Raw genomic sequence first — 12,981 nt, forward strand, 5'->3', positions numbered from 1 at the left:
TATTCTGTCGTTGATTACCTCAAGGCCGCTTGCCTTCCATCATGACGTATACGGTGGTCTCGCCTTCGAACCCTTCGAGCGTGAAGCGTTCGGTCGGCACATTGGCGATGCGATAGGTCACGGCCATCACGTCATAGGACTGGTCCTCGCGCGGGCGTTCCGTGCCGGTCATCTCGGCTGAGACGATTTCCAGCCTGTTGCCGAGGGTTATGGTCTCCACCGGTTTTGCCACGTTGGGGAAGAGGGCGTCCGAATACTGGTTGTTCCACCAGACCTGGATCATGTCCTCGCTTGCATCTTCGGCAAAGACGAACAGCTTGCCGCTCGCGGAGATCGATTTGCTCTCGTTTGGAAATTCCAGCAGCAGGGCGGCTTTCTGCCCCTCGACCGGATACATCACCTTTGTCGGGCCATAGGCATAGATCGAGAAATAGCTCGAAACCGTCTGTGCTTCGCTCACGGCCGCGTCGGCAGGCGGGCCTTCGGCGGCACTGCCCTGCAGCTTGCAGGCGCCAAGGCTGAACAGCCCGAGGGCGCCAGCAACAAGCGCGGTGGCGGTGAATGGCTTGGTCGGTCGATCTTTTTTCATGGCTCTGCTCCGGTTTCTGCCGCCTCCATGGATGCTGCCCGAATGTGCCGGATTCGTGGCACAGGCAACGCTTACCAGCGTTAATTCCCGGCAATACTGTACCGGGGAAAAATACCCCGTCAAAGCGGCCCGTTGCGCTTGCCCTTCGTCCCGTTAGCGTCCATTGTCCGCGCGGTTTTTGACAAGCCTGTGACAGGAAAATTGACATGGCAGATGTTGCGGTAATCGGCGCCCAGTGGGGCGATGAGGGCAAGGGCAAGCTGGTGGACTGGCTGTCTGCGCGCGCCGACGTGGTGGTGCGTTTCCAGGGCGGTCATAATGCCGGGCACACCCTCGTCATCGACGGCAAGGTCTACAAGCTGGCGCTCTTGCCTTCCGGCATTGTGCGCCCGGGCAAGCTGTCGATGATCGGCAATGGCGTTGTCGTCGATCCGTGGGCGCTGGCCGACGAGATGGAGCGCCTGCGCGGGCAGGGCGTCGCCATCAGCCCGGAAAACCTCGTCATCGCAGAGAATGCCTGCCTCATCCTGCCGCTCCATGGCGAGCTTGATGCCCTGCGCGAGAATGCGGCGGGCGACGGCAAGATCGGTACGACCAAGCGCGGCATCGGCCCGGCCTACGAAGATAAAGTCGGCCGCCGCGCCATCCGCGTCGTCGATCTCGCCCATCCAGACACGCTGGCCGAAAAGGTCGAGCGCCTCTTGACCCACCACAATGCCATCCGCCGCGGCCTCGGCGAGGCGGAGATCGCTCCGGATGACCTCGTCGCCCAACTGAAGGAGATCGCGCCGAAGATCCTGCCTTTTGCCGGGCCAGCCTGGAAGATCCTGCATGAGCAGCGCGAGGCCGGCAAACGCGTCTTGTTCGAGGGTGCCCAGGGTATCCTGCTCGATGTCGATCACGGCACCTATCCGTTCGTCACGTCCTCCAACACCGTCGCCGGGCAGGCAGCGGCTGGCGCGGGCATCGGCCCGTCCGCCGTTGGCTATGTGCTCGGCATCGTGAAGGCCTATACGACCCGCGTGGGTGAGGGGCCGTTCCCGACGGAAGATACCGGCCCCGTTGGTCAGCGCCTTGGCGAGCGTGGCCATGAGTTCGGCACCAATACCGGTCGCCAGCGCCGGTGCGGCTGGTTCGATGCGGCACTCGTCAAGCAGACGCTGAAACTCTCCGGCGTCCACGGCATCGCCCTGACCAAGCTCGACGTGCTCGATGGTTTTGACACGCTGAAGGTCTGCATCGGCTATGAGGTCGATGGCGAGCGTGTCGATTACCTTCCTGCCGGCATGGACGCCCAGCGCACTGTCAAGCCGATCTATGAAGACATGGAAGGCTGGCACGGCTCGACCGCCGGGGCACGGTCCTGGGCCGACCTGCCGGCAGAGGCGGTCAAATATGTTCGCCGGATCGAGGAGCTGATCGATACGCCGGTCGCTCTCGTTTCCACCTCGCCGGAACGCGAAGACGTCATACTCATGCGCGATCCGTATAAGGATGAGTAAAGGAGACTTCTCCAATGAAAGTTTACGGCCTGAAAAACTGCGACACCTGCCGAAAGGCGATGAAGGAGCTTGCCGCCTCAGGCCGTGAGCTCGAGCTGATCGATATGCGCGGTGGGGAGGTGACGAAGGCCCGCATCACGCGTTGGCTCAAGGCCGTTGGCGCCGAGGCGCTGGTCAATCGCCGCTCGACCACATGGCGCGGCCTTACTGAAGAACAGAAAGATCAGGCCATGGGGAAAGACGCCGCCAGCCTGCTCGCCGAGCATCCGACACTGATCAAGCGCCCGGTGGTGGAGACCGGTGACGAGGTCTTCGTCGGCTGGACCCCGACCTCGAAACAGGGGCTGCTCTAGCCTTCACTTTCGGCCATAAAAAAGCCACCCGCTAAAATCGCAGGTGGCAGTTTTCAGAGAGTCATATGTGACGGGTACGGACCCTACCAGTCCTTGTCTTCTTTATCTTTTTTGTCACCCCAATCCTTGTCGTCCATTTTCTCTTTCTTCATGGCGTAATATTCTTCCGCCTCTTCGAGGGTCAGGGCACCATCTTCGCCCCCCATCTTGTTGAAGGATTCAGTCGACTTCGCGACGATGTCCTCATCGGTCCAGTCGGTCCATTTGCCTTCCTCCTGCTTCATGGCGACTTTCTCCTCGAAAGACGCGAGGAATTCGGCCTCGGTCACGATGCCATTGGAATCTGTGTCCATCTTGGCGAACTTGTCTTCGACGCTCATTTCCTTGTCGCCATAATCACCGGCAATTGCGGCGCCCGACAGGGCAATGGCGGCGGCGCTGGCTGCTGCAAAAAACTTCATGGTCTTTCCTCCTTGCAATTTGCGAATGCAGGGGGAAAACGGGCGCAACCGCCGTCTCGTTCCCTGACATCGGCGTGAGCAGGAATTGAGGTCGACCATTAACGCGTGAAGAATATCAGGCCGTTTCGGCACTCTCGGTGCGCTCGGGCGGCGCTTCGTCGCGAGCCTTCCGGCGGAACGGCTGGACCTGCCAATAGGTGAGGGACCGCCAAAGCCATTCCAGCGGGCCGAAATGGAAATGTTTCAGCCAGATCGGCGACCAGATCAGGATCGCCAGCCAGGTTACCCCGACGATGCCCATCAGCTGCAGGTTCGTCACCTGGCCAAACAGCCCACCTGCATGGCCATAGAAGATCGTCGTGCCGATCAATGAACAGGAGATGTAGTTGGTAAATGCCATCCTGCCGGCTGCGGCCACCGGGCGCAGCTTCAGCCCGATTTTCAGCAGGAATCCGACCAGCGCGGCATAGCCGAAGGCGCCGACCAGGCCTGCGATGGTCGCGACCGGCGTGTAGATGCTGAATGTCTCGAACGACCAGCCGGAGCTTGCCATGGCATTGGCATGCAGTGCCTCCAGCCCCCAGGCCAGCGCAAGGCCGATGATCGCCAGCAACAGATAGTTCCCGCCGGACCACGCGCCCTTGTAGAAGCCGATCTTGAACAGCCACATGCCGGCCAGCATGATCGACAGCGTCAGCAGGAACTGCCCGCCGACAAGGCCATACATGACGAGATAATCGAAAGCAGAGTGCAGCCTGTTCTGGATATGCCCGCCGACACCGCCGAGATAGGTTGCCGTTTCGGCATCCAGAACAGCAGGGTCAGACCCCCACATGATGGCCGAGACCTCTGCCCCCAGTTCCGGCACAAAGGCAGGGCCGACGCCGAACATGCTGGTCCAGGCCAGCGCAACGATCATGATGCCGAGTGTGCACCAGCCGAGCGTGCGGCCGGACAGGTTGCGGAACCAGATCGCGACAAACCCGGTCAGCGCATAGACCGTCAGTATGTCACCCATCCAGATCAGCAACAGGTGGATGACCCCGAACAGCAGCAGCCAGCTATTGCGCAAGAGGATGCGCCCGGTGCCCTTCGCACCGGCGGCGTCCGCTTTCATGCTGATCAGCACCAGTCCGGCCCCGAACAGCGCCGTAAAGTTCGTGCGCCATTTGTTGTCGATGATGAAGGCCTGGATTTCCGCGACCAGCAGGTCGTATTCGCCCGGCCACAGGCTGGCGTTCATGTAATAGGCAAATGGCGCAGCCATGCCTTTTATGTTCACCGCAAAGATGGCAAGAACGGCAAAGCCCCTCAGCACATCGAGGTAATCGAGACGGTCGCCCTCGCGAACCGGTGTATCTGCCGTTGCCATGATCCTGTTCCCCTGATTTTCTCTTGCTGGCCCTCAGTCGCGCATTCTCCGTGATATTGCAGGAGGGTGCAAGCGCGATGGCCTCGCCGGGAAACCAGTCAGGGCATGTCCACGCGATAGGCGCGCACGGTTCCCGGTCGCCAGTTCGGCGTCACCAGCACGTCGCCATTCATGGTGAAGTCGTTCATGTTGACCGGCAGGTCGACCGTGTCCTGAACGGTCATTCGTTCGCCTTCCGGGCTGACATAATGGATGATCCCAGGCCAGGAGGAGACGAGATAACCGCCATTGTCCAGCGGTGCCATCATGTCGGCATTTTCCATGCCGCCCGCAATGAGCGTAATCTCCTTTGTCTGCAGGTCGACAGACAGGAGCTCACCGGCCTCCATCGCCGCGACCAGCAGGGCACCATCATGGGCAAGCAGGCCATTGACGCGGGCCAGGCGCTCATCCTGCATCCAGACCGACGGAACACCATCATTATACTGATAAATCGTGGCGGTGCCGGAGTCCGATACGAGAATGCCATGGCCAGGCACATAGGTCACATCGTTCAGGAATGAAGAATCCTGCATCGGTATCGTGTCGATAACCGCGCCGCGTTCGGCGTCGATCACGACGAGCGATACGATGTCCGACACGTACAGCTTGCCATCATGAAGGGCCATGCCCTTGGGGGCATTCAGCCCGGTAATCCAGTCGAGATCGGAAATGTCACCGTCGAGGCTCATCTTGGAGATGAATCCGTTATTGTCGACATCGCTGCCGCCGCCATTGACATTGGAGACATAGTAGAAGCCGCCATCGGCCGACAGGGTCACGCCTTCCGGCGCGGCGAAGCCGTCGGTTACCCAGAGTTCCGTCAGGGAGGGGATTGAGGCACTGGTGCTGTCAGAGGCGGTCTGGTCTGATTGCTCGGCAACCGAACTGTCTTGGGTCGCTGCGCCGGATGTTGTGTCGTTGTCGGTTTTGGCTTGCTCGCCGCAGGCAGCAAGGCCGGCGGTCATGGCGCTTGTCAGCAGCAACATGCCCAGGGTTTTCATCATCATGTTTCCTCTCCTCTTTTCTGAGGAAAGGTAATCCGGACAGGCGAACAAGCGCAATCCCGGTATGTGCAGGCCGCCACCAGTCGAGCGGCCTGCAGCTTTCATCATATCTGTTCAGGGGCTATCAGTTGCCGTCGTCATCGGTGTCGATGATGTCGTCATCATCGTCAAAGTCCTCGACTTCATCGCCAATCTCGTCTCCGGCCTCATTCCATTCATCGCCGAAGTCTTCTTCTTCGCTGGTCATGGCGTCGCCAAGCTCTTCTGCCGCTTCGCCAATTTCGTCATAGACATCCTGGCGTTTCTCGGCGTCGGATTCATTGCGTTCCATCGTTTCGCACCCGGCAGCCGCAAGGCCGAAAGCGCACAGAACTGCGATCAGGGAATATCGGGTCATGGTCATCTCCTCGTTCATTGCCGATGAAGGATTAACCATAATTCTTGCGGGTTGGTTCCCGGGCGGGGTTCCGGCAAAGCGGGAATCAGCAACGCAGGAAGTCCCTGATCTCGTCGATACGCTCCAGCGCATCCTTGCGACCGAGATCCATCAGGGCACGGATATAGCCGGGCTCGAACATCAGGTATGATGGCAGCACCCACGGCGCTTTCCAGGCACCGAGTGCCCGCAGCAAGGCCTTGACCGACCATGGCAGCTCCGCGACATGCCGCGCCGCGATTTTCCGAACATCTTCGGATGGTTGCAGCATCATGACATCGACATGGTGCAGGTCCGTCAGGGCGCGCCGTTCCGGCATCATGGAGTCGAGCGTCGAGTTGATCCGCTTCAGCCTTTCGACGTCTGCCTCCAGATTGTCGTTGAACACGATGTCCAGCAACTGGCCGGCGATGACACCGGGGGAGGGATAGGCAGGGGCGTTTTCCGGCTCGCCGCCGATTTCCGCATCCCGTGCACCGATCAGGAACAGCCTGTTGCAGCCCAGATGGATCGCTGGCGACAGCGGCGCAATCTGGCGCAGGGCACCATCGCCGTAATACTCATCATCTATCTTCACCGACGGAAAGACGAAGGGCAGCGCGGCAGACGCCATGATGTGTTCTGCCGTGATCCTGCCCGTCGTGCCGATCCGGCGGGAACGCTGCCAGGGCCGCGCCGGGGTCGATCCATGATAGAAGGATACGGAGGTGCCGTCCTCATAGGAAGATGCGGTAATCGCCAGCGCATCCAGCGTTGGCCCCTCGACCATCTCAGCCAGCCGGTCGAAATCAACCTCGCGCCGCAGCAGCTCGCGCAGCGGCTGGTTGTCGAGGATCGACTTCGGCGGTCGCGCCCCGGCCCATCCGAACGTTGCCGCTGCACCATAGGACAGGATCGTCCTGGCCATGGTCGCCACATCGGCGCGATAGATGCTGTCGGTATGAAGCCCTGCCCACAACGCGCCAAGCTTGCGGATTGCGAGGCCGATATTGTCGGCGTCAGCCGTCAGGCAGGCGGCGTTGATCGCGCCAACGGAAACCCCGGTGATTACATCGAACGGCCGCTCCTTCGCGCCCAGCGCCTCGCCCAGCGCGCACAGCACCCCGACCTGGTATGCGCCACGCGCACCACCGCCGGTCAGGATAAGCGCTGTCTTGTCTGTCTCTTGTTCCATGGGCCCTGTCTTTTTCGGCAAGTAATGCCCTGATTGCCAGGCGCTTTCCAGTCCCGGTAATGCCGCGGCGGCATCGAATTGTTTGCCGCCCTGCAACGCCCGTGGTTTAGTATGGGCCGAAAAGGGGGAGTGCCTCGATGAAAACAGTTTCGATGATCGCATGCGTGGTCGCCGTGTCGGCAATCCTCCGGCCGGCTTTCGCGCAGGACGAAGAGATTGCCGGTTCCCTGCCGCCCGCTTCCCTGCCGTCGGACGCCTTGCCCCTTGGCGGTGTCATCACCTATGTCGGCAATGAGGGCGTGGTGATCGAATACGGCCCTGCCAAGATCGCCGTGGATGCTCTCTATGATGACGGCCTCGGCGACTATGTCGAGACGCCCGCGGCCATCCACGCTGCGATGGTCGCGGGCGATGACCCCTTTGATGGCATCACGGACGTCTTCGTCACCCACGCCCACAAGGACCATTACGGGCCTGCCGCGATAACCGACTACCTCACCGCCCATCCGGACGTTTACGCGCTTGTGCCCGCAGACCTGAAGGTCGAGGGCGAGGGGCGGGAGACGCCGGCCCAGCCGGTGCTGAAACAGGTCGTGCCGCTGGCCGGGCGCGACGGCATTGCTTCGCCGCTGAACCACGGCGCCAACTTCACATGGCGCTTCTTTCAGGTTCCCCACGGCGGCCGCCAGCATGTCGTCTACTGGTTCGCCCTGCCGCCTTTCGAACGGTCGGTCGCCGAGGCGGCGGGGGCGGGCATCTCCGAGCAGGATCTCACCATCCTGCATCTCGGCGACACGGATGATTATCCGGAAGACCTCGAGCCCCATCGCGCCGCCTTTGCCGAGCACCGGACCGATGTCGCCCTCGTGCCCTTCTGGCTGCTGGACGAGCCGGGTCTTGCCGAGCTGCTGAACGCCGACCAGCTCATCGGCATCCATGTCCCCGTAATGGGCTCATCCTCTCTCGATGCCGACACCATGGACTGGTTCTCCGACCCCGGCGAGCAGCGCATCATCTACAAGAACATGGAAGACTGATCGGCTCCTGCGGCCCCGTCTCTCTTTGACCGGGCCTTTGACGGAAGGGGGCACATCCTTTATGACTCAGTTTAGTGCCTAGGGGCGCCTTCATGTCGAAGGCTGAGATCGTACCCTTTGAACCTGATCCGGGAAACTTCTGACCCTCAAAGAGGGCGTGAAGAGGCCGGCGTAGGGAAGGAGCCATATATGTTCGAGACCACCACCGTCCTCACCCTGCATCTGGCGAAAGCGCTTGGCCTCTACATGGTCGCTGCCGGCCTGTCGGGTCTCATCTCCCATGGCCGCTGGCAGCGCTGGATGATGGATTTCGGCCCGGAAAGCGCGCTGACCTATGTCACAGGCGTCGTCGCCTTCGCCATCGGCACCGCCATCATCATCGCCCACAATATCTGGTCCTCGCCGCTCGCGATCATCGTGACGCTGGTCGGCTGGGCCGCACTGATCGAAGGCCTGATCCTCATCGCTTTCCCGGACCCGCTGGTGCGCATCGGCACGTCCCTCGTGCGCCCGGGCATCTCGAAGATCTTCGCCGTCGTGACGATCCTGATCGGCGCCTTCCTGCTGCTGGGTGGCCTCATCGGCCGGGCAGGGCTGTAAACTATTTTCCTTGAAAGGGGACCTTCCATGAACAAGCACATCGACCAGTCCGAATTCCAGACCCCGCAGGTCACCACCGGGCCGCTGCCGGCCTCGAAAAAGGTCTACGTCCAGTCAGACCGGTTCGACGATGTGCGCGTGCCGATCCGCGAGATCGAGCTGCACCCGTCGGCGAACGAGCCGAACGTGCCGGTCTATGACACGACCGGTCCGTATACGGACCCGGCGGTCACCATCGACGTCGAAAAAGGCCTCGCCCGCCATCGCACCGCCTGGGTGCTCGAGCGTGGAAACGTCGAGGAATATGAGGGCCGGGAGGTCAAGCCGGAGGATAATGGCGGCGCTCAAGGAAAGTATCTCGCCCGCGAGTTTCCCGTCCGCAACCGCCCCCTGCGCGGCACCGGCACCGGGCCTGTCACCCAGCTGGAATTCGCCCGCGCCGGCATCATCACCAAAGAGATGGAATACATCGCCATCCGCGAAAACCTCGGCCGCAAACAGGCGCTGGAAGACGCGGAGAAGACGATCGCGCAGGGCGAGTCCTTCGGCGCCGACATCCCGCCCTTCATCACGGCGGAGTTCGTGCGCGATGAGGTCGCCCGCGGCCGCGCCGTCATCCCGTCCAACATCAACCACCCGGAGCTGGAGCCGCAGATCATCGGCCGCAACTTCCTCGTGAAGATCAACGCCAATATCGGCAACTCCGCCGTCACCTCGAGCGTAGAGGAAGAGGTCGACAAGATGGTCTGGGCGACCCGCTGGGGTGCGGACAATGTCATGGACCTGTCGACGGGCCGCAACATCCACAACACCCGCGAATGGATCATCCGCAATTCCCCCGTGCCCATCGGCACCGTGCCGATCTATCAGGCGCTGGAAAAGGTCGGCGGCGTCGCCGAGGACCTGACCTGGGAGGTCTATCGCGACACGCTGATCGAGCAGTGCGAGCAGGGGGTCGACTATTTCACCATCCATGCCGGTGTGCGCCTGCCCTACATTCATCTGACCGCGGATCGGGTCACCGGCATCGTCTCGCGCGGCGGCTCGATCATGGCGAAATGGTGCCTCGCCCATCACCGCGAGAGTTTCCTCTATACGAAGTTCGCCGAGATCTGCGAGATCATGCGCCAGTATGACGTCACCTTCTCGCTCGGCGACGGCATGCGCCCCGGCTCGACGGCGGATGCGAATGACCGCGCCCAGTTCGCTGAGCTTGAAACCCTCGGTGAGCTGACGAAAGTCGCCTGGGGCCATGGCTGCCAGGTGATGATCGAGGGGCCGGGCCATGTGCCCATGCACAAGATCAAGATCAACATGGACAAGCAGCTGCGCGAATGCGGCGAGGCGCCGTTCTACACCCTCGGGCCGCTGACGACCGATATCGCGCCGGGCTATGACCACATCACTTCCGGCATCGGCGCGGCGATGATCGGCTGGTTCGGCACGGCGATGCTGTGCTATGTGACGCCCAAGGAGCATCTGGGCCTGCCCAACCGCGACGACGTCAAGGTCGGGGTCATCACATACAAGCTGGCGGCCCATGCGGCGGACCTCGCCAAGGGCCACCCGGCAGCGCATTTGCGCGACGACGCCCTGTCCCGCGCCCGGTTCGAGTTCCGATGGGAGGACCAGTTCAACCTGGCGCTGGACCCGGAAACGGCGCGCGACTTCCACGACCAGACCCTGCCCAAGGAAGCCCACAAGGTCGCCCATTTCTGCAGTATGTGCGGCCCGAAATTCTGCTCCATGAAGATCACCCAGGACGTCCGCGACTACGCCGACGGCCTCAGCGACAACGAGAAAGCGGATTTAGAGGCCGCCACGGCAGAAGCCCGCGAAGGCATGGAGCAGATGTCGAAAAAATACGAGGAAATGGGCGGCGAGCTGTATCTGGAAGAAGACGCTGTGAAAAAGGCGAACAGGGGCTTGTGAGGGACTTATTTGTATTTATTCAAAAATGAATGAAATTCTTCCAGTCCGCTTTCGTAATTGTACACATAAGTAGCAAATCTATGCGACAAAGAGGATCCATTACTCAGCCATTCATCGAAATTCCAACCGCATTCGATTAACTCAGATGCACAGAATACAAACTCTAATGTATCCGTTAGGAACGCTTGAATAAAAAAGTGTTGTTCGTATTCGAATTTCGTTTTTGAATTGTGAACCAAGTAATTTCTGTAATCAGCGGCATGCCTGCAGACAACGTCTAAGTCTTTAAATCGCTTAGGTTGCGCTGTGGTTACTATATTTGCCCGGTGACATATTCGATCCTTTAGACTTGGCGCGCCTAAGCGTCCCAAGGCGTTGAGTAATGAGGATCGCTCAGGCGACTCTTCAAGCTGCTTCAATTCTTCCTTGAATCGGCTTCTTATATTAGAGACTTCTCGACTAAGTCGCTTTTTCTTTGGGACATCTTGGTCTGGAAGATGGTCAAACATATTTGCTGCACTGACCGTACGATCTTTCGTATATATTTTTTTGTTAAATGACAAAATAATATCTTCTCTAGCCCGCCTTCTTTCTTCCTGTCTCATTATCCAATTTTTCAGCACTGTTTCATACGTATCTGGGTATTCGCAAGCTTGTATTAAAATGTCGGTAGGGTGGGGCGACCGTTCATCCTTTTCTCGCAAAACTTCTTTTTGCAATGATATTTTGACGTCTAAAATAGAATAATTATCATCTTGGTCCTCCAATTTCTTTGGGGGTGATACGTCTATATACAATTTTTCTAAGTTCTGTTCTCTCCCAAGGATAAGTTCAAAAAATAATTTCAAGTCGTGTACAGATTTTAATGCGTGTTCAAAATCGACTCTTTTGTGGAATTCAAGAGTCGCTGCAGGTTTGCTCGTGATGCCAACACCAGTGGGGCCTCCATGACGGCTCGTTCGAGCATGAAAAATAATCAAATTACCCAGTTTTGTCTCGGTTTTAAAGATATATTCTTTGCCCGTGTAAAACATTATTTCCGGGTAGGGGCCAATATCCAATTCCCGTACGTAGAAACCCTTTCTATTTATTAATTCTAGAATTTCCTTTCTTCCAGAGAGTGCCGTACCGAATGCGTCAAAGTCGTAAAATACAGATTGAAAATCGTCCAATTGAAATGTAATAGACTTAATTGATTTATCATTTGGATACAGATGTTTATTGCCGGTTATAACGAAATGCGGGAAAATTCTAGCAAATGTTACTGATGTGTCTCCATTATATAAAGATCCTGCATTAGCTATTGCTAAGCATTGAAACAAGGATACTTTCTTTTGGCTTGCTAATATGCCATGGATATAGTCCGAATTATCGTTCTCTAGCATGAAAAAGTCTTTGTCTTTAAGGAAAAGTTCTGTGTTTTTTCCGTCGACAATGAGTTCGCCTTGGACTGTCTTATTTTCCTTTATGGTGAATTCGCCGCTTTTAAGATAGTCAAAATCCATTTTATTCCCCTCGGGACACAATTCATTAGCGTTTCAGGCATGTAGTCGTTTCTGAGTTAAGCATATCTTATTTCACGAAGTTTTGTAATCTACTGCTGTGGCGCTCTGCAACTTAGCAATGGCGCATTGCGCCGTAGGGTGCATGGAGCGATAGCGCAATGCACCACTCTGATCTGACAATGCTTGGTGCATTAAGCCTTCGGCTCCATGTACCCTACAATTTCCTGAAGCGAAATGAGCGGTGTTTCACCGGGGCGGGTTGGTCAGCGCCAAGTTTGTCCGCGCCCGTCTTGCGCTTATAAAACCTATAAAAAATCTATATTATACTCTGAAGTGTCACGACTACTGAGAATAGGGGACAGCGGTGAAAATTCGTATCGAAATTGATGGACGGACTCAAAACATGGATACTGGGGACGGCGAAGAAGTATTTCTGGAAATCGAACCGCAATACGATGTGATTGAGTTGAATGACGTCTCTGGATACTGCTCAATCTTTATTCGGAAAAAGGCAAATGGGAAATTATTGATGGAGCGTATCAAAGTGCCCTTTGCCGAACTTAAGAAACTTTCTGCTTTCGTCGAACAATATCAATCTCTCCCAAGGGAATAACCGCAATAGCTCTTTGCACCTAGGCTTCATGCACCCTACGATTTTCTGAAACGAGATGAGCGGTGTTTCACCGGGACGGGTTTGTCAAGGAGCGTAGCCCAGCTTCGCTGGCGGCCCTTCGGGCCGTCCTTGATTAACCCGGCCCGGCTCACAATTGCTCGCCGTGCCTGTAAGGCAAAATCTGCCTTACAGGCCTCGGCTGACTAGCTTTTTGGGCCTAGACTCCTCACACTGCATCATAAGTTACATGGGGATGGCTATGTGCGGTTGGCGCGAAGAGATCATTTCAGCTATGGGTGACTTTCCTAAAGTGCTTGTTGCTTGTGGAGACTATCAACCGTGTAAGTGGGAGCTGGAGTTA

Annotated in this window: 13 protein-coding genes and 1 riboswitch; of the genes, 6 read left to right on the forward strand and 7 right to left on the reverse strand. The window is 57.9% G+C overall.

Annotation, left to right across the window (positions count from 1 at the left end; all coding sequences use genetic code 11):
• Nucleotides 1–19 precede the first annotated feature (19 nt).
• Nucleotides 20–589: a hypothetical protein gene (locus FF098_RS02975; protein ID WP_155137148.1), complete on the reverse strand. Its 570-nt coding sequence runs from the start codon at nucleotides 587–589 to the stop codon at nucleotides 20–22.
• A gap of 206 nt (nucleotides 590–795) precedes the next feature.
• Here FF098_RS02975 and FF098_RS02980 point away from each other — a divergent pair, with 206 nt between their 5' ends.
• Nucleotides 796–2,091 (forward strand): adenylosuccinate synthase, encoded by a 1,296-nt coding sequence (locus tag FF098_RS02980; RefSeq protein ID WP_155137151.1) that lies wholly within the window; start codon nucleotides 796–798, stop codon nucleotides 2,089–2,091.
• A gap of 14 nt (nucleotides 2,092–2,105) precedes the next feature.
• Nucleotides 2,106–2,444, forward strand: a complete 339-nt coding sequence (locus tag FF098_RS02985; protein WP_155137154.1) for an ArsC/Spx/MgsR family protein — start codon at nucleotides 2,106–2,108, stop codon at nucleotides 2,442–2,444.
• Nucleotides 2,445–2,527: 83 nt separating this feature from the next.
• On the opposite strand, the gene FF098_RS02990 is transcribed toward FF098_RS02985, so the two are convergent.
• The 5 genes from FF098_RS02990 to FF098_RS03010 form a co-directional block, all read right to left on the reverse strand.
• Nucleotides 2,528–2,905, reverse strand: a complete 378-nt coding sequence (locus FF098_RS02990) for a hypothetical protein (protein ID WP_155137157.1) — start codon at nucleotides 2,903–2,905, stop codon at nucleotides 2,528–2,530.
• Nucleotides 2,906–3,020: 115 nt separating this feature from the next.
• Nucleotides 3,021–4,277 carry a DUF418 domain-containing protein gene (locus FF098_RS02995; protein WP_155137160.1) on the reverse strand — a complete coding sequence of 419 codons (1,257 nt, stop codon included), beginning with the start codon at nucleotides 4,275–4,277 and terminating at the stop codon, nucleotides 3,021–3,023.
• Nucleotides 4,278–4,375: 98 nt separating this feature from the next.
• Entirely contained in the window at nucleotides 4,376–5,326 is a 951-nt protein-coding gene (locus FF098_RS03000) for an SMP-30/gluconolactonase/LRE family protein (protein WP_155137163.1), read from the reverse strand.
• A gap of 121 nt (nucleotides 5,327–5,447) precedes the next feature.
• Nucleotides 5,448–5,720 (reverse strand): hypothetical protein, encoded by a 273-nt coding sequence (locus FF098_RS03005; protein ID WP_155137166.1) that lies wholly within the window; start codon nucleotides 5,718–5,720, stop codon nucleotides 5,448–5,450.
• 85 nt (nucleotides 5,721–5,805) lie between these two features.
• Nucleotides 5,806–6,933: a patatin-like phospholipase family protein gene (locus FF098_RS03010; protein WP_166426292.1), complete on the reverse strand. Its 1,128-nt coding sequence runs from the start codon at nucleotides 6,931–6,933 to the stop codon at nucleotides 5,806–5,808.
• A 137-nt stretch (nucleotides 6,934–7,070) separates the two neighbouring features.
• On the opposite strand from FF098_RS03010, the gene FF098_RS03015 reads away from it, so the two are divergent.
• From FF098_RS03015 to thiC, 3 genes are all read left to right on the forward strand, one after another.
• The gene (locus FF098_RS03015) at nucleotides 7,071–7,970 is read left to right on the forward strand and encodes an MBL fold metallo-hydrolase (RefSeq protein ID WP_155137172.1); all 900 of its coding nucleotides are present in this window, start codon (nucleotides 7,071–7,073) and stop codon (nucleotides 7,968–7,970) included.
• Between the two features lie 70 nt (nucleotides 7,971–8,040).
• A riboswitch (TPP riboswitch) is annotated at nucleotides 8,041–8,165 on the forward strand.
• The gene (locus tag FF098_RS03020; RefSeq protein WP_155137174.1) at nucleotides 8,160–8,570 is read left to right on the forward strand and encodes a DUF2065 domain-containing protein; all 411 of its coding nucleotides are present in this window, start codon (nucleotides 8,160–8,162) and stop codon (nucleotides 8,568–8,570) included. Its footprint overlaps the riboswitch before it by 6 nt.
• Nucleotides 8,571–8,597: 27 nt before the next feature.
• Nucleotides 8,598–10,502 carry a phosphomethylpyrimidine synthase ThiC gene (gene thiC, locus FF098_RS03025; protein WP_155137177.1) on the forward strand — a complete coding sequence of 635 codons (1,905 nt, stop codon included), beginning with the start codon at nucleotides 8,598–8,600 and terminating at the stop codon, nucleotides 10,500–10,502.
• A 5-nt stretch (nucleotides 10,503–10,507) separates the two neighbouring features.
• On the opposite strand, the gene FF098_RS03030 is transcribed toward thiC, so the two are convergent.
• Nucleotides 10,508–12,007 (reverse strand): ApeA N-terminal domain 1-containing protein, encoded by a 1,500-nt coding sequence (locus tag FF098_RS03030; RefSeq protein WP_155137180.1) that lies wholly within the window; start codon nucleotides 12,005–12,007, stop codon nucleotides 10,508–10,510.
• A gap of 364 nt (nucleotides 12,008–12,371) precedes the next feature.
• Here FF098_RS03030 and FF098_RS03035 point away from each other — a divergent pair, with 364 nt between their 5' ends.
• Nucleotides 12,372–12,620 carry a hypothetical protein gene (locus tag FF098_RS03035; protein WP_155137183.1) on the forward strand — a complete coding sequence of 83 codons (249 nt, stop codon included), beginning with the start codon at nucleotides 12,372–12,374 and terminating at the stop codon, nucleotides 12,618–12,620.
• Nucleotides 12,621–12,981: the final 361 nt, after the last annotated feature.

Source organism: Aquisalinus luteolus (genome assembly GCF_009712425.2).
In the GTDB taxonomy this organism is placed as follows: Bacteria; Pseudomonadota; Alphaproteobacteria; order Caulobacterales; family Parvularculaceae; genus Aquisalinus; species Aquisalinus luteolus.

What these genes read in the sequence shown, in the direction of transcription:
- FF098_RS02975 (WP_155137148.1), bottom strand. Translation starts at nt 589, where the DNA reads ATGAAAAAAGATCGACCGACCAAGCCATTCACCGCCACCGCGCTTGTT.
- FF098_RS02980 (WP_155137151.1), top strand. Translation starts at nt 796, where the DNA reads ATGGCAGATGTTGCGGTAATCGGCGCCCAGTGGGGCGATGAGGGCAAG.
- FF098_RS02985 (WP_155137154.1), top strand. Translation starts at nt 2,106, where the DNA reads ATGAAAGTTTACGGCCTGAAAAACTGCGACACCTGCCGAAAGGCGATG.
- FF098_RS02990 (WP_155137157.1), bottom strand. Translation starts at nt 2,905, where the DNA reads ATGAAGTTTTTTGCAGCAGCCAGCGCCGCCGCCATTGCCCTGTCGGGC.
- FF098_RS02995 (WP_155137160.1), bottom strand. Translation starts at nt 4,277, where the DNA reads ATGGCAACGGCAGATACACCGGTTCGCGAGGGCGACCGTCTCGATTAC.
- FF098_RS03000 (WP_155137163.1), bottom strand. Translation starts at nt 5,326, where the DNA reads ATGATGATGAAAACCCTGGGCATGTTGCTGCTGACAAGCGCCATGACC.
- FF098_RS03005 (WP_155137166.1), bottom strand. Translation starts at nt 5,720, where the DNA reads ATGACCCGATATTCCCTGATCGCAGTTCTGTGCGCTTTCGGCCTTGCG.
- FF098_RS03010 (WP_166426292.1), bottom strand. Translation starts at nt 6,933, where the DNA reads ATGGAACAAGAGACAGACAAGACAGCGCTTATCCTGACCGGCGGTGGT.
- FF098_RS03015 (WP_155137172.1), top strand. Translation starts at nt 7,071, where the DNA reads ATGAAAACAGTTTCGATGATCGCATGCGTGGTCGCCGTGTCGGCAATC.
- FF098_RS03020 (WP_155137174.1), top strand. Translation starts at nt 8,160, where the DNA reads ATGTTCGAGACCACCACCGTCCTCACCCTGCATCTGGCGAAAGCGCTT.
- thiC (WP_155137177.1), top strand. Translation starts at nt 8,598, where the DNA reads ATGAACAAGCACATCGACCAGTCCGAATTCCAGACCCCGCAGGTCACC.
- FF098_RS03030 (WP_155137180.1), bottom strand. Translation starts at nt 12,007, where the DNA reads ATGGATTTTGACTATCTTAAAAGCGGCGAATTCACCATAAAGGAAAAT.